Annotated in this window: 12 protein-coding genes; 3 read left to right on the top strand and 9 right to left on the bottom strand. The window is 46.8% G+C overall.

All coding sequences use genetic code 11. From position 1 onward, the window contains the following. Positions 1 to 82: 82 nt before the first annotated feature. The 3 genes from ndhC to lpxB all read right to left on the bottom strand — a co-directional run bounded on the left by ndhC (position 83) and on the right by lpxB (position 4,149). The gene (ndhC, locus tag JIE71_RS00380; RefSeq protein WP_199506742.1) at positions 83 to 709 is read right to left on the bottom strand and encodes an NADH-quinone oxidoreductase subunit A; all 627 of its coding nucleotides are present in this window, start codon (positions 707 to 709) and stop codon (positions 83 to 85) included. Between the two features lie 1,261 nt (positions 710 to 1,970). Next, the gene (locus JIE71_RS00385) at positions 1,971 to 2,801 is read right to left on the bottom strand and encodes a ribonuclease HII (RefSeq protein ID WP_199506743.1); all 831 of its coding nucleotides are present in this window, start codon (positions 2,799 to 2,801) and stop codon (positions 1,971 to 1,973) included. Positions 2,802 to 2,856: 55 nt separating this feature from the next. Beyond that, positions 2,857 to 4,149: a lipid-A-disaccharide synthase gene (gene lpxB, locus JIE71_RS00390; RefSeq protein WP_199506744.1), complete on the bottom strand. Its 1,293-nt coding sequence runs from the start codon at positions 4,147 to 4,149 to the stop codon at positions 2,857 to 2,859. A gap of 177 nt (positions 4,150 to 4,326) precedes the next feature. On the opposite strand from lpxB, the gene JIE71_RS00395 reads away from it, so the two are divergent. Then, a complete protein-coding gene (locus tag JIE71_RS00395) occupies positions 4,327 to 5,409 on the top strand; it encodes a 3-deoxy-7-phosphoheptulonate synthase (RefSeq protein WP_199506745.1) in 1,083 nt (360 codons plus the stop codon). Positions 5,410 to 5,577: 168 nt separating this feature from the next. On the opposite strand, the gene pepN is transcribed toward JIE71_RS00395, so the two are convergent. Next, complete coding sequence (gene pepN / locus JIE71_RS00400) at positions 5,578 to 8,214, bottom strand: aminopeptidase N (protein WP_199506746.1); 2,637 nt, start codon at positions 8,212 to 8,214, stop codon at positions 5,578 to 5,580. A 341-nt stretch (positions 8,215 to 8,555) separates the two neighbouring features. On the opposite strand from pepN, the gene pal reads away from it, so the two are divergent. Further along, a complete protein-coding gene (pal, locus tag JIE71_RS00405) occupies positions 8,556 to 9,074 on the top strand; it encodes a peptidoglycan-associated lipoprotein Pal (protein WP_199506747.1) in 519 nt (172 codons plus the stop codon). Between the two features lie 213 nt (positions 9,075 to 9,287). Continuing rightward, positions 9,288 to 9,932 carry a 4'-phosphopantetheinyl transferase family protein gene (locus tag JIE71_RS00410; RefSeq protein ID WP_199506748.1) on the top strand — a complete coding sequence of 215 codons (645 nt, stop codon included), beginning with the start codon at positions 9,288 to 9,290 and terminating at the stop codon, positions 9,930 to 9,932. 80 nt (positions 9,933 to 10,012) lie between these two features. On the opposite strand, the gene JIE71_RS00415 is transcribed toward JIE71_RS00410, so the two are convergent. The 5 genes from JIE71_RS00415 to lolA all read right to left on the bottom strand — a co-directional run bounded on the left by JIE71_RS00415 (position 10,013) and on the right by lolA (position 15,955). After that, the gene (locus tag JIE71_RS00415; protein WP_199506749.1) at positions 10,013 to 10,825 is read right to left on the bottom strand and encodes a hypothetical protein; all 813 of its coding nucleotides are present in this window, start codon (positions 10,823 to 10,825) and stop codon (positions 10,013 to 10,015) included. A gap of 539 nt (positions 10,826 to 11,364) precedes the next feature. After that, positions 11,365 to 13,026, bottom strand: a complete 1,662-nt coding sequence (locus JIE71_RS00420; RefSeq protein WP_199506750.1) for a fatty acid--CoA ligase — start codon at positions 13,024 to 13,026, stop codon at positions 11,365 to 11,367. 260 nt (positions 13,027 to 13,286) lie between these two features. Next, positions 13,287 to 14,417, bottom strand: a complete 1,131-nt coding sequence (locus JIE71_RS00425) for an MFS transporter (RefSeq protein WP_266095938.1) — start codon at positions 14,415 to 14,417, stop codon at positions 13,287 to 13,289. Positions 14,418 to 14,661: 244 nt separating this feature from the next. Beyond that, positions 14,662 to 15,102, bottom strand: a complete 441-nt coding sequence (locus JIE71_RS00430; protein ID WP_199506751.1) for an HIT family protein — start codon at positions 15,100 to 15,102, stop codon at positions 14,662 to 14,664. A gap of 169 nt (positions 15,103 to 15,271) precedes the next feature. Further along, positions 15,272 to 15,955 carry an outer membrane lipoprotein chaperone LolA gene (gene lolA / locus JIE71_RS00435; RefSeq protein WP_199506752.1) on the bottom strand — a complete coding sequence of 228 codons (684 nt, stop codon included), beginning with the start codon at positions 15,953 to 15,955 and terminating at the stop codon, positions 15,272 to 15,274. Positions 15,956 to 15,959 lie beyond the last annotated feature (4 nt).

Below are 15,959 nucleotides of genomic sequence, written 5' to 3' on the forward strand. Positions count from 1 at the left end.
ATACAACCTTTATATTCAGCACAAGGCAACAACCCACGACCTGAGCCGTTATCGTTGATACCTTTCGTGCCTGATTTTGGCGTTAGCGCAATTTAGTGTTCGATGAAGCCGCAGGCTGCGCAAAGTCTACAGACGTAATGTTGCCTGTAGTATTGATATGATCAATATTTTCTAAGTGACGACGATTGGCTTCGATGTTGTTTGAGACATTGATTTGTCCAGAAGACTGCGCAGGCACTTTGCCTGTTGGGTCAGTGACCAGCTCATCAACCCCATCAAAGCGGGTGATGTCTGCCAAATTAAAGCCAGCAGGCGCAGCAGATAAACGCGGGGTTTTGCGTCTTTTGTCCGCAGGCGCCCAATTAAGCGCGCCCAGACTCAAGGCGTAAACCAGACCGATAAGCAAATCAATGATGAAGGTGGCAGCGGCAATATAGCCTGTCCAGCCTGACTCAAGAACAGAGACGGAATAGGCGTAGAGATAGAGGGCCTCTAAGTCGAAAATGACAAAAAAGATGGCCACCAAATAAAATTTAGCAGACAAACGAATACGGGCATTACCCGCTCCGGCAACACCCGCTTCAAAAATCTCTTCTTTTTGTGATCCTTTGGAACGTCCACCCAACAGACGGGGAACGGCAAGCATAAAGACGACCAAGCCGATAGCGGCTAAAATAAAAGCAACGGCTGACCAATTTAAGGCAGACATGATAATACGCGCTCCTCACTCATTCGAGTGTCATAAGCCATCATCATCTAACATACCCTTTTTGGGTATATTTGACGCAGTAAAACACAAAGTGCTGTGTTGATAATAGCCAATTATCATGACGCTATGAATATGCGGCATATTGAATATATGTTTACCGCGACCCTAAACGAGCGCTTATCGTGTCGCTAGGTCAAATCATTAAATCAATATCATTTGTTCTCATGTCACTGATTTAATAATTCATTACAAATCATGCCTTACGACATGACAACTGGCGTTGAATATCTATATATGTACATCAAATACCAAAGCCAAACAGACCCTGCTGATATACTGACAGTTATACACGACATAAGGTAGGAATAACGTGGTGTGTCAATAATAGGCTAGCAGTAAAATATAGTTAATAAAGGCGACAAAACGTCAATATTAACTTAATAGTTGCATGGCAGTGACAAAATATTATGTATTTATATATCTAGGTAGACATTGTAAACCAAATACACCTAATTGCAACCCACTAGACCCCTTGTACGCCCACTAAATAATGTGACATAACGTTGCTAAATTATACTCCACATAAGCCGAACGACATTAGAAAATATCATTACAGAAAGGCGTCTACAGCGGTATTTTAGCGACAAGAAAAATAAAAAATTCTAAGTATTTTGACAGGTATCACTTGATAATACTCTTTGACATAAACTAACGAAATAACCAATATTATTCGCTATTTACCCGTCATTACTACTGTTTGCTTTCATTTCATTACTTATAAGCTCGCTCTTTTTTCGCATCAGACCAAACCTTTATTTTGGCAAAAACATCCTTGCCGCAAATAAAAAAACAGCGCCCAAAAATTGAGCGCCGTTTCTTACAATAAAATGTAAGACAATTTTACAAACCATCTTAGGCAAGAATTATGTACTGGTCGGTCCACGGATACGCTTAACCAACCTTTCCTGTCGTAAATTTAAAGCTCTGCTGCAGATAAGCCTGCGAGCATAATAGTAAGGCATTGCATTGATAAGCGTTTATTTATCATATCGTGTCCTTTGAAGTAGGTCGTCAATGCTACAACGAGAGGGAACCACTAACTTTATTGCTAAAGTGTATCTGAATGTATATTGTCGCCATATTACTACAAAATATTTGCATGTAAAACGAAATATTACCTAAGATACAATTTCTTTGCCTATGATAAATAAGAGTTTTTTCCGAATAAACGGTATTATTATCGATGGTTTTAACGCGTGGATTATGTTGCAACTAAACGCTTAATCGGCCCAAAACTGCGCCGATGTTCAGCCAATATTCCACGCGTTTCGATGGCTTCTAAATGCGCTTTGGTTGGATAGCCTTTATGCTTATCAATGGCATAGTGGGGATATTGCTCTGCTAAGGCATACATCTGCGCATCACGACTGACTTTTGCCAAGATACTCGCGGCAGCAATACTGCTGTGGCGCGCATCGCCCTTTACCCATGCTTCAGAAACGATAGCATCATGGGGTACGCCAATGCGCTCAAACTCAGCAATATCCCATTCAGGACAGCGATTGCCATCGAACAGCGCCTGCACTATCGGTAGGCGCGTCGCATTCTTAAGCGCATGATTACCCGCCATACATTTAATCAATATCTCAACCACCAAACGCATACCCAGCATGGTCGCCTGCAAGATATTGACTTGATCAATCACCGCGGCAGGTACGTCTGCAATCACATAACCAAGTGCGTGCTGCTGCACCAATGGATACAGCGTATCGCGCTTTTTTTCGCTGAGCTTTTTGGAGTCGGTCAAAATGCTGAGCGGCGTCTCGTTTAACACGCCCTCCTCAATCAAGCCTGACCACGACGCGGGTAATATTGCTGCTCCGACCGTCACACTGCCCAGTAATGGCCCACGCCCTGCTTCATCTATCCCGATTTGCAGCATCTCTTTTGGTTCTTGCACAAAAAACGCATCAATCGCCTGCGGATGCAGCTTCCCTGTCAATGTGATTGGCGCGGCAAGGCTAATGCACTGACCTTGATGCATGACGTGCGTTATCTGCTCATAAATCTCTATCATCGCTTCGACTGACATAAATAGGCTCTTACTCATCATTGATATGAAATACGGATTACCATAAACACAGCGGTTATTGGTACATTGAGCGACGCTGCGCATGCTCATGCAGATACCACGCCTCAATCACACTGTCTGCTGGGCTGTGGTTGCTTTGCTGCTCAAGTGTGGTTTTGGTCGCGATAAGCGCACGCAGCTGTTCTTCATAAGCCCGTGATTGTAGCTGCTGCTTGATGGTGCGGCTGATATTTGCGCCATTGGCGTCCTCTTGAATCAATTCAGGCACAATCATGTCTTGCGCCAAAATATTAGGCAGCGCCACATAGGGAACTTTCACCAGACGCTTGGCGATTTGATACGTTAAGTTGTTCAGCTGATACATCACGACCATCGGGCGTTCAAGTAACATCGCTTCAAGCGTGGCCGTCCCTGAGGCCAACAATATCAAATCCGCCGCTGCCATCGCCTGTTGGCTAAAGTTTGGCTGCGAGGCATCGTACACCACGACAATGGCTTGCTGCATCGCCTCTGGATAACTATCTACAATATCTTGTACGATATATTGATGGTTTTGGTCGACAGTCGGAATGATAAAGCACAGCTCTGGGTCAAGTATCAGCAGTTTTTGAATGCCTTCAAGCATCGGCGGCAAAATTGCGGTGATTTCACTGCGCCGAGAACCTGGCATCACGCAGATTAAATGACTCACCACCTCAAAGCGCTGGGTAAAATACTGCTGCAAGCCATCATGATGCCACACCAAAGCACTGCGCTGTTTCATCATTGGCGTCTCAATCAGTGCCTTATCTAGCGTATGCAATAGCGGATGCCCCACACATACGGCAGGATGTCCGTAACGCTCATAAACAGGTAATTCAAAAGGAAACAAACACAAGACCAGATGCGTCGCTGCCATAATGCCGTGAATGCGCGACTCACGCCATGCCCAAATAGATGGGCTGACATATTGCACGCAAAACACGCCTTTGGGCTTGAGCTTTTTTGCTACGCGCAGGTTAAAGTCAGGCGCATCTACGCCAACGAACCAATCAATCTTTTCTTTGGCAAATGCCTCCAGCAGCTCACGGCGCGCTTGGAGCAAATCGGGCAACTGAGAGAGCACTTCCACCAAGCCCATGACCGCAAGGCGCTCTAGCGGAAAAATACTGTGCAGCCCTTCAGCACGCATCTTGTCACCGCCAACACCGACCCACACGATATCGCCGCGCAGCGCATTCATTTGCCGCATAAAGTCTGCGCCCAAGCTGTCGCCTGACACTTCACCAGCGACAATACCAATAATCAATGGCGGGTTGGATGCTGTGGCGGCATTTGGCACAGCGGGCAAGGATGTCGAATCACTCATAGCAGGCTCTTAATGTCTGATGCAATCAATATAAAGGGGAAATAACCCGCAAGTATAACAAAGTTTTGTTTTTCACATTCCAGTTATCAGGGAATTAACTTGCGACAACGCTTGTCAACCTCAGGTTTTGTCCGCATAATGGATTACTCCTATTCATTAGCTAGACGACAGATAATCATGACAACACCAGCTACTCATAATGCAGATATTGATGACGTGAATATTGAACAATTCATTCCTTTGATTACCCCAAGCGAGCTAAAAAAAGAGCTACCACTCACCGACGCAGCATACAATACTGTATTGCACGGTCGCCAAACCATCCAAAACATTTTGGATGGCAAAGACAAGCGTATCTTTGTGGTTATCGGCCCTTGCTCCATCCATGACATCAAGGCCGCGCACGAGTATGCCGACCGCTTAGCCACATTGGCAAAAGAGATTGAAGACTCTATCTTTGTCGTCATGCGTGTCTATTTTGAAAAGCCGCGTACCACCGTCGGCTGGAAAGGCTTGATTAATGACCCTGACATGAACGACAGCTTTGATATTGAAAAAGGCCTGCGTACCGCGCGTAAGCTATTGATTGACCTCAATGAAAAAGGTCTGCCCTGTGCCACCGAAGCGCTTGACCCAAATACGCCGCAGTACATCCAAGATCTAATCAGCTGGTCAGCGATTGGCGCGCGTACCACCGAGAGCCAAACGCACCGCGAAATGAGCTCAGGCTTGTCTTGCCCAGTCGGCTTTAAAAACGGTACTGATGGCGGTATGACAGTTGCGGTTAACGCCATGCAAGCGGTCAAAGCAGGTCACAGCTTCCTTGGTCTGTCTTCAGACGGTCAAGTGTCTATCATCAAATCAAAAGGCAACCCATACGCGCACGTGGTACTACGCGGCGGTAACGGCAAGCCAAACTATGATGAAACGGCGGTTGCCCAAGCAGAAAACGAGCTAGAAAAAGGCAAAACCAGCACCAAAATTATGATTGACTCAAGTCATGCCAACTCAGGCAAAGACCCATACTTGCAGCCGATGGTCATCCAAAACGTGGCTGAGCAAATCGCCAATGGCAACAAATCTATCATTGGTCTGATGATTGAAAGCCACCTAAAAGGCGGGCGCCAAGACTTAACTGCTGACCTCAGCAAGTTAGAATACGGCAAATCAATCACCGATGGCTGCCTTGACTGGGAAAGCACGGTCGCCGCGCTAAACAACTTGCGCGACACCATCAAAGACGTATTGCCAAACCGTTAATTGCATAACACACAAAAAAGCCCATCACAGACGATGGGCTTTTTTTTGGCTGGGATTTTACAATTATTGCCTGATAAAAAACGATTTCACGATAAGGATGTATCGTTAAGTATAGAGCGCTGCCCTATGGTTTCAGCAGCACCGTATAGTTATCACCTTTCACCAAAATTAGCGGTTTGCCGCGCCCAATACACTGTCCAAGCTTTCACGCACGTGCTTAGATTGCGCTTTGTCTCTAAGCGCTTGCAAATGACGCTGCGCCATCTCGCGTTTACTCGGTACTAAAGTGTACCAACGAGCCAGCACTTGTACCAAGCGTGAGGCAATCACAGGGTTGCTCTCATCCAGCTTTGCCACTGCTTGGGTGTATAAGTCCAAGCCTTCAGGCGTCCATAAGACCGTAGGCTGGGTGGTAAAGGCGCTGATGACTGAGCGCACACGGTTGGGCGTGTTCCAATCAAAGTCAGGATGCGCGAGCAGTGCCTCGATGTCAGCAACACTGACTTGCTCTGCCGATGCCTGCGCGCTAAACCACAAATCAATGACCAAGTCATCGGCTTTAAAGCGCTCATAAAAGTCATGCAGCTGCGCCTCGTAGCCTGATACTTGATGATCCACCAAGACCTTGAGCGCGCCAAAGCGTTCAGTCATACAGGCCGCCGACTCATACTGCTGCACCGTCCACTCTGCCGCGTTATTAACACCTGCGGTTAATGCCATATCTAACACCACATTACGCAGCGCACGCATGCTACGCGCCTCGGCGCTGTCATCATAGTCAGTGATAGGCATTGACTCATAAAGTGGCTGCCACACGTCCGCCAAATGCGTCGCGACTTGCTGATACAAGCCATCGCGCTTGGCTTTGACCACATCTGGATCGTAATCGGTGCTGATGCCCGATGCCAACTCGCGCGGAGATGGAATATCGAGCAGACGCGCCGCCAGCATGGCGTCTTCTTTTGCTAAGTTTGGTAGCGTGTTTGCTAATGCATCTAGATAAACTGCTGGTGCATGGTTTTGTAGCAAGATGCGATTGACCAGCATTTGCGTCACCTGCCAGCGGTTAAAACCATTGGTCTCATGCGTCAATAAGAACGCCAAGTCGGCATCTTGATAGTCAAAGTTCAGCTGCACAGGCGCGCTAAAGTCGCGCAGTAGCGATACCACAGGCGCGCCCGTGATATTATCAAAGCGATAAGTCTGCGTCTCTTTATCGAGCAGCAGCATGTCTTCGGCGACGATTTTCCCTGAGTCTTTATCAAACACAGCCGTTGCGACAGGAATGGGTAGTGCCTTTGGTGCGTCAAAACCAGCTACATGGCGCGTCTTTTGCGTCAAGGTAATCTCAAGCGTTTGCGTTTCGGCATCATAATTTTGATGCCCTGAGACCACAGGGGTGCCTGGCTGACGATACCAATCGATAAACGACAATACACGCTCATCGGCAACGCTCAGCGCCGATAAAAAGTCCTCAACCGTCACCGCCTGCCCATCGTAACGGCGGAAATATTCATCCGTACCTTGACGGAATTTTTCTTTACCCAGCATATTAGCGAGCATACGCACGATTTCTGCGCCTTTTTCATATACTGTCGTGGTGTAGAAATTATTAATCTCAACAAAGCTCTCAGGACGTACAGGATGCGCCAGTGGACCTGCATCTTCATTAAACTGGTAAGCACGCAAGGTCGCGACATCGTCAATACGCTGCACCGCTGCTGACTGCTGATCGGCAGAAAACGACTGGTCGCGAAACACGGTAAAGCCTTCTTTTAAGCACAGCTGAAACCAATCGCGGCAGGTGATGCGGTTGCCCGTCCAGTTATGAAAATATTCGTGCGCGATGACGGCTTTGACATTAAAGCTGCGTGCATCGGTCGTGGTTTCAGGGCTTGAGAGCACGCACGCGGTGTTAAAGATATTTAAGCCCTTATTTTCCATCGCACCCATATTAAACTGACTGACCGCCACAATCATATAACGGTCGAGATCATAAACACAGCCGTAGTTGTCTTCATCCCACGCCATGGCGTCTTTGAGCGCTTGCATACCCACGTGACATTTATCCATGTCTGCCGCCTTGGCATACACCTCAAGCAACACCTCGCGTCCATCGCTCGTGGTGTAATGGTCGGTCAATACGTCTAGATTCGCCACCACGCAGGCGAATAAGTAACTGGGCTTGTGCGTGGGGTCATGCCAGATGGCGTAATGGCGCTCAGGCGCGTCCGCCACCTCGCCTTGCTCAACCAAATTACCGTTGGCAAGTAGCGTCGGATAGCGCTTGTCCGCTTCCAAACGTGTGGTAAATACCGACAATACGTCAGGGCGGTCAGGATACGGCGTGATTCTGCGAAAACCTTCAGGCTCACATTGAGTGACGAACATGGTCTCGTCCCCCGTACCTGCTTTATATAAGCCCTCTAGCATCGTGTTGGTCTGCGGGCAAATACGCACCTCTGTGCGTAGCTCAAATGTCGCTGGCGCATCATGCAGCGTCAAGCGGCCATCGCTGTGCGTATAAGCGCTGTCATTCACACGCGCATCATCAATATACAGCGCCTCAATGTGCATATCTTCTGCGTACAGCGACACCTCGCCTGCCACGTCTCGCGTGATTTGTAGACGTCCTTCGACCGTCGCATCGTCTTCAAACAGACGAATATCCAGCGCGACATTTTCGATTGTATATTTTGGTGCTTCATAGTCACGCAGATATATTTTTTGTGGTTCAGGCTGGTGCGCAGGCGCATCAGGTACAGCAGTATCGATGATTTGAGAGTCATTATTAGCCATGGTCATTCCTATAATTATGATAAAAAACGTGGCGATAAAAAATAAAAACGCGGGCATTTAACCTGCGTCTTTGTCCTTACCCTAGCATGTAGCAGCACTGGCGTATAGCTGATAATAAATGCATGATAGAAAAAATATACCTTAATAAAAATATTGAGCATTATGTACGTATTTAAATGTCATTTTTGCTACCAAAGTTATATTGTAATACTCAGCAAACTTTGACATTATTTACAGTAATGCTACTTACATAAATTAACACTGATTTTAATATGAGTAGCTATTGTAGCGCATTCATTATAAGTCAGATTATAAAACATACCGCTGTTAAAATTCAGGAGAAAACCATGTCTACACGTATTGCTAAAATCGCTGCGTTAACCGCATTATCTACTGCTGTGGCTATCACAACAGGCTGTGCAACCAAGCGCACAACGTCAGAAGTTGTGGTAGCACCACTTGGCGTACCCGCAGGCCAAGTTGGCTATGCAGGTGCCGTAGTTGTTGATAATCCAAACGCTGTTGTCACTGCGGCAGACAACTTACAAGCTGTTGTAAACTTTGCTTTTGACAGTAGCGCGCTTGATGCCGAAGCGGTTGCCGTTCTTAGCCAACATGCCAACCTCCTACGCAGCAACCCAGCCGCTGGCGTGATGATTGCAGGTCACACCGATGAGCGTGGTAGTCGTGAGTACAACATGGCATTGGGCGAGCGTCGTGCGCGTTCAGTTGCCAACTATCTTGCCAGCCAAGGTGTATCGACTGCCAATATCCAAACCATTAGCTATGGTGAAGAGCGTCCTGTAGCGACAGGCACGACCGAAGCGGCCTATGCTCAAAACCGCCGCGCTGAACTGTCTTATTAATTGGCAAGTGATGACTGAATTAGCGGCTTTGCATTTATAAACCGCTATAAAAACTCAGCTCAAAAAAACCCAATCATGCTACCATGATTGGGTTTTTTTATGCCTTTTTGACTGTATCATGTGCCTATGACTGCCAACGCCCTGCCCTTTGATCTATCTTCTATAAGCGTAACGCGCCTAAATGATCATACCCATTACGCCAGCGCAAAGCTCATGCCAGTTGCGTCTCCAGCCTATATACATTGGCAAGTACCGTTTGTAAGTGACAAATACACTCGCCAGACACTGTCTCAGTGCTTATGGCAATATATACTACCCATCGAACAAGATGCGCCCACACAAGTCCGCCAAAAGCGTCAAAGACAACGTGCAGGCGTGCGTTCATTACTGCGCTATTTATTGGACGATTTAGCTATCGTTGATACGCTTAATGACAGCCGCTTTCCCTACCGCTTGGTAAACACAGGCTATTACGTTTGTTTTAGTCATTCAGGTGATTCGGTTGCGGTGGCATTATCCAAAATGGGCGCAGTAGGCATCGATATAGAAACACAAGCCGTCAAATGGCGCATTGCCCAGCGTTTTTATCATGCTGATGATATTCGCCAGCTGCAAGCGTTATCGATTAATGAGCGTGCACAGGTCAGTCAATGGCTGTGGCAAATTAAAGAAAGCTTGATTAAAATCCATCAGTATACGCTGGCGCAAGGCTTGGGTATCTATTATCCACATTTGGTCGCAGCGTTGATTACTGTCAGCAACAAACCAACTGCACCGATCAGCTTGATACTAGATAGTCATACTGTGCATATCACGCATACGTCCAGTATGGCAATCGTTTATCAAAACACTGCTTAACACAATTTTAAAAACCATCACGCACAAAAAAAGCGACCCACTAGGTCGCTTTTTCTGTCTTGGTATCAACCAGTCACTTATTAGAAGCGGTAAGTCGCACCTAATTTAACGATTGGCATCCACTCTAGGTAGTCTTCATCTTCTAATTCTTGCTTAATTTTTTCCTCAGCCAATGCACCACCTGCGCCGCTGGCGTTCACTTTAGCAGTAGTTTTACCTAGATATGCTGCACCTAGCTCGCCGAATACACCAAAGTTATTGGTGATGTTTGGACGGAAGCCAATGGTAGCATAAGGAGCTAATTTATTACGGTGTTCTAACTCAGCAGTTACACTGCCAACTTCAGCTAAATCACCACGAGTTAAGTCAAAATCTGCGTCAGCATTTGGCGTACCTACATAATAGCGGGCGCCGTCTACTGGATAATAACCATTTTCACCTGCGTCTTCTGCATTAGCAGTAGCAGTAATATCGTTGTCAGGAACAATGATACCTGCACCTACTGTGAACCAGTTGGCTGCTGGACGTAGCTGCACACCTAAGTATGGGTTGCTGAAATCTGTATCTACATCGTAGTTTACGTCGTTTGCATCAAAGTCGCCGCCAAATAAATCAGCAACATCGCCACCTGCCCAACCTGCTTGGATTTCAGTCTTATCGTTCAGACCCCAAGCAACGTTTGCACCATAACCTAGTGTACCTACTTCAGCACTTACTGCGGCTGGATGTGTAACCGTATCAAAGAAAGTCTTGGTACCACCAACAACAGCACCAGTAGTATTACGAACAACGCCCGCATCTTCATTATAGCCATAAGCCACAGGCTCAGCAGCCATTGCCGCAGTAGATACCAATACAGCTGCAGATACAGCGGTCAATTTAACTAATTTCATGTCGTGCTCCTCAAATATAGAACAATATGTCTAAGACTAAAAAATGTCTAAGACTAACAACGGTGCTGCCTTTTTCGCTTGAATTTTAAACAATCACCTTATGCAGCAGATTAAAACAAGTTTGCTGCCAAAAGTCACGCTACTAAATCGTGATTTTATTTGCCATTGTGTAACCATTACAGGGATATTGTAAGGAATGCTACCAATATGGTTATCTTGTTCCTTTCATGTTAAATAAAGGTAAAAACAAGCGTCACAATCCGCGGGATATCAAGCGGTTATTCACTTTCTTCCTACTTTTTTGTGATTGTTCCTTGGATAAATGTGTCTATACTTTTACATACTCTATGGCATTACAATCGGCGTACGCCAAATACGTGTAAAAGGCCGTCAAATGGTCACTCAAGTAATATTTTGGCATACTTTCTTGCAAAATTGAGCGATTGTTACGTTATTTACCAAATGCGTACACAAATGAGTCTCTGTCTTTATATAAACGCTCCTATATCTCTTAGCCTCAGCCACAGTAAACGCTGCTATTAGCCATCACCATACATCTCTCTCATGACTTTTTTGTCATGCTTGCCGACCGAGGTTTTAGGCAACTCATCTACGAATTTAAACTGACTGGGTACGCCATACTTTGGAATGATGCCACGGCTGACTGCTTGCTCAGCGACTTTGGCAATGTCTGCGGCGGTAGTGTCTTGGCAGTCAGGTTTGAGCACCACCAATGCCAAGGGACGCTCGCCCCACTCTTTATCACGCACGCCAATGACAGATACGTCCGCGACAGCAGGATGTAAAGACAAAATGGTCTCTATCTCTAAAGAAGAAATCCACTCGCCGCCTGATTTAATCACATCTTTTAAGCGGTCAGTGATTTTTATTGTACCTGCACTGGTCATATAGGCGATGTCTTGAGTGTGCATGTAACCATGCGCCCACAGCTCCGCGCCCTTATCCTCGTTTTTAAAATAGCTTTGTGTGAGCCATGGGGCACGTAAGACCAGCTCGCCCGTTTTGTTTTCGCCAATGAGTGGCTGCGTGTAGTCCTCTCCCCAGATTTTGGCATCGACCATTAAAATGGGTTTGCCCGTCATACAGCGGCGGTTAATGTCGTCCTCTGCCGTTTTCTCTGCTTCATTAAGACTAAAGTCACTTAAGCTAATCAGTGGTGCGGTCTCAGACATGCCATAGCCTGTGTATACTTCAATGCCTTGTGCCAACGCCGTCTTTGCTAAGCCTTCGGTCAAGCGCGAGCCACCAATAATCATTTTTAAGCCATTAAATGTCACAGTCTGACTCTGCGCTTCTTTCAGCAGCATTTGTAAGATCGTTGGCACACAATGGGTGATGCTAACGTTTTCGTTGACTATCAAGTCGAGCAAACGCTCGGGGACATAGCGTCCTGGATATACCTGTTTGAGTCCCATCATGGTGGCAGTAAACGGAAATCCCCATGCGTGTACATGAAACATCGGCGTCATAGGCATATACACATCACCATAGCTCACGCCTTGCTTGTCAGGCAGAATACCGAGCGACGCGGCCTCCGCCATAGTGTGTAGTACCAACTGACGATGGCTAAAAAATACGCCTTTAGGATCGCCTGTCGTGCCTGAGGTGTAAAAAGTGGTAGCGATGGTGTTTTCGTCAAAATCGGGAAAATCAAAGCTATCGCTGGCGTTATCAAGTAGCGTCTCGTACTCGCCTATCAAGCGCGTCTGCGAAGCGTCAAACACACTGTCTGCACTCACGCCATTGTCATCGAGCCAAATAATATGCTCGATGCTGGAGTTGTCAAATTGATAGTCTTTGACCAGCGGCGCAAATTCAGAATTGAGCAGTAAAACTTTGGGCTTGGCATGATTGATGGTATAGAGGATTTTTTCTGGAGATAAGCGGATATTGACGGTTTGCAAAACATATTGCGACATTGGCACAGCAAAGTAGGATTCAAGATAACGATGGCTGTCCCAATCCATGATCGCGACCACATCACCTGCTTCGAGATTAAGACCAGCCAGCACATTCGCCAATTTGGCAATGCGGCCAAAAAAATCGGCGTAACGAAAGCGGTGCTTGTCCGCGTAGATAATTTCTTGGTCTAAAGAGACCGTCTTAGCGCGGTTTAACAGCTGTTTGATAAGTAGTGGATAGACGTACGCATCAGGCGCAGCCATATAGGCTAAAGACATGGGCAACTTCCTTGTATAAGCGCAGGGCGCAGTGACATCATTGTCAAGCGATTAAAAGCAGACAAGCGCCTGCAAAAAATCACTAACACGTTGATGGTATGAAAAAGTAACTGCAAAGTAAAGCGGCTAATACAGACATCCTTGCCCGTACGCGTTTGCGCTTTGTCATACTCGCCAAGGTCTTCTTCTGATACGCTGACAGCGCGCTTTATTGTCTTGATATAGGGCGTGTTGAATATAAAATAAAAACAAGCAATCCATTAGCGGGCGCGTTTGGTCTTAATCATGCCAAAACTTGCGATTAATAAGGCTAAGGTTTGCACGCATAAGAGCAGCGCCACCGTCCAACCCCACTCGCCCGCGGCATACGCTATGCCGCATGCCCACGCACCTATCGTACCACCCGCGTAATACGCCATATAGTACAGACCTGATGCCAATGAGCGTCCTGTTTTGACATTTACGGCAATATAGCTGATGGTCGCCGACTGCGTAATAAAGACGCCTGAAGACATAATCGTCAAACCAACGACGATGCCCCACAGCGGCGACACGAGCGTAATCAGTGCGCCGCACATCGACATCATCACCGCAGCTCGCACGGTACGCGCTGCTCCAAAACGCTGCAATAAGCGCGTCGATAGCGGCGTAATGACCACACCAATCAGATAAACGGCAAAGATATTGGCCAACGCTCCAGTACTCAAAAAGTAAGGAGATTCTGCCAAATGCAAATTGATAAAGGTAAAGCAGCCAACCAGTGAAAACAGCACGCATGCGCCCAATAAACAGGCGGTCACCACATAGCGGTTGGTTAAATGCGCGCCAAGGGTCTGTATGGCGGAGGCAAAGTTGGCATTGGGTACAAAGCGGCGCGACTGCGGCAAGGTCTTAGCTGCCCATACCGCACCGATGAGCGTCATCACACCCATCACATAATAGCCATTACGCCAGCCGATCCATTCGTGCATATGCCCCAGTAAAAAACGCCCCATAAAGCCGCCAAAGACTGTGCCTGACACATAAAAAGACATCAGGCTGGTCAGCGCCTTGCCCTCAAACTCCTCGCCCACATAGGCAATCGTTACGACCGTAATGCCTGGGACGGACAACCCTTGTAAAAAGCGCAACACGCCGAGCCAACCGATACTTGGACTTAATGCAATCAGCGCCGTAGGAATGGCTAAGAACAAGAGCGCACCAACGATAAAGGACTTGCGCCCTATGGCGTCTGAGAGCATCCCCAAAAAGGGGGACATCAGCGCAATCGCCATTACCGTTGCGCCCACCATCATACCGACCTGCACTTCGGTCGCTAAAAAATCCACCATTAACACGGGCAAAATCGCTTGAATAGAATAGACCTGCAAAAAGGCAAACATGCCAATCATGCCGATGGTAAGTTTAACAAGCCAAGACGGATCGGGCGCAGGCACTGTCTCGGCGCGGGAGTTGGGTATAGCAGTATTTTTCACAAGAAAGCTGACTGTATGAGGCGCTGTTGCTGCGCTAAAAGAATAAAACCAGTGATGCGCGCGCATGACTGAGCGAAAAGATAGCCGCGCATCATAACACGGCTACAACGATATTGGCGGAATGAAGGATAGAACCAATGGTCTACACGAACGATAAAACTTATGCGTCAATAGCAGCTGCCAATTGGGTAGCGAGCTGAGCCAATTCGCTATGGTCAGCATTTTGATTGGCGTGCTTGCCAAGCTCATGGATGCTGGTTGGAATCAGATGCATATGATAATGAAAAATAGACTGCCCTGCTTCGGCATGATTCAGCTGCATCTGTACGATACCTTGACGATTAAAAACCTCGCGCTGCGCCTGCATGACTTTTTTAGCAGTACTGATGACCGCAGTGGCGTCTTCGAGCGCCAAGTCGCTTAGCTCAACTGCGGCCGCTTTTGGTACGACCAAGACGTGTCCTGTTGCTTGCGGCATGATGTCCATAAATGCCAATGTTTTGTCGTCTTCATAAACCTTATGACAGGGAATCTCACCACGAATAATTTTGGCAATGATGTTATCGTTATCGTAATTGTTAGCGCTGGTTTGCTCGCTCATGCTCTTATCCTTATCCATCATAAAAATTGTTCTACTAGTCATTGGCATTTTTAGCCGCTTCACATCTTAGCACGCACTCACCTATCTCGACACGATAGAAGGACAAACACATACAAAAAAAGCAGACCCAACGGCCTGCTTTTCTATCATAATGCGCGTGCGTACGTATTTACTGATTAATCACGTCCACGCCTTTTGGTGGCGTAAAGTTAAACTGACTGCTGCTGATGCTTGAATTAAGCTTGATATTACTAAACTTGATTGAGGTCGTTTGACCGAGCGAATCATTAAGCACCATCATTACAGGTTTACCGCCGCTAAAGCTCACGGATAAGTTTTTGAAGTTGGCATCACTTGACTTTGGATATAGCACATAGTAGTTCTTGCTGTTGTACGGCTGCGTGATTTTAAAGTTTTTATCAATTTTATCAGGATCGCCTGACAACAATAGCGCTGGTGTGTTACCCACTTGATTGTCGACCTTTTGCTTGGTCACTTGCTCTAAGTCTTTATCATAGACCCATAGCGCATTGCCGTTCGCTACAATCAACTGTTCTGATGGTGATTTGGTTTCCCAGCGAAAGCGGTTCGGACGTTGCACATTCATTGAACCACTAAACGTGCCATTTTTTGCGCCTTTGGTGGTTTGCGTAAAGTTTGCAGTCATACTTTTGGTGTTGCTAAGTAAATCGTTTAAGCGTTTTGCCGCGACTAGATTATCAGCTGCTGCTGCATTGGCGCTTTGGGTCATCGCTGCCATCGGTGCGGCGACCCCAATCGTCGTCAACAATGCACCTGCTAATGCACCACTCATAATTTTTTGTTTTACTGTGCTGTGGGTTGATACCGTCATGGTT

The organism is Psychrobacter sp. bablab_jr014, assembly GCF_016464015.1.
Taxonomy (GTDB): domain Bacteria; phylum Pseudomonadota; class Gammaproteobacteria; order Pseudomonadales; family Moraxellaceae; genus Psychrobacter.

Coding starts and splice junctions, on each gene's coding strand:
- pepN (WP_199506746.1), bottom strand. CDS start 8,214: ATGACCATGGCTAATAATGACTCTCAAATCATCGATACTGCTGTACCT.
- JIE71_RS00430 (WP_199506751.1), bottom strand. CDS start 15,102: ATGAGCGAGCAAACCAGCGCTAACAATTACGATAACGATAACATCATT.
- JIE71_RS00420 (WP_199506750.1), bottom strand. CDS start 13,026: ATGTCTTTAGCCTATATGGCTGCGCCTGATGCGTACGTCTATCCACTA.
- JIE71_RS00410 (WP_199506748.1), top strand. CDS start 9,288: ATGCCAGTTGCGTCTCCAGCCTATATACATTGGCAAGTACCGTTTGTA.
- JIE71_RS00385 (WP_199506743.1), bottom strand. CDS start 2,801: ATGTCAGTCGAAGCGATGATAGAGATTTATGAGCAGATAACGCACGTC.
- ndhC (WP_199506742.1), bottom strand. CDS start 709: ATGTCTGCCTTAAATTGGTCAGCCGTTGCTTTTATTTTAGCCGCTATC.
- JIE71_RS00415 (WP_199506749.1), bottom strand. CDS start 10,825: ATGAAATTAGTTAAATTGACCGCTGTATCTGCAGCTGTATTGGTATCT.
- JIE71_RS00425 (WP_266095938.1), bottom strand. CDS start 14,417: ATGATTGGCATGTTTGCCTTTTTGCAGGTCTATTCTATTCAAGCGATT.
- lolA (WP_199506752.1), bottom strand. CDS start 15,955: ATGACGGTATCAACCCACAGCACAGTAAAACAAAAAATTATGAGTGGT.
- pal (WP_199506747.1), top strand. CDS start 8,556: ATGTCTACACGTATTGCTAAAATCGCTGCGTTAACCGCATTATCTACT.
- JIE71_RS00395 (WP_199506745.1), top strand. CDS start 4,327: ATGACAACACCAGCTACTCATAATGCAGATATTGATGACGTGAATATT.
- lpxB (WP_199506744.1), bottom strand. CDS start 4,149: ATGAGTGATTCGACATCCTTGCCCGCTGTGCCAAATGCCGCCACAGCA.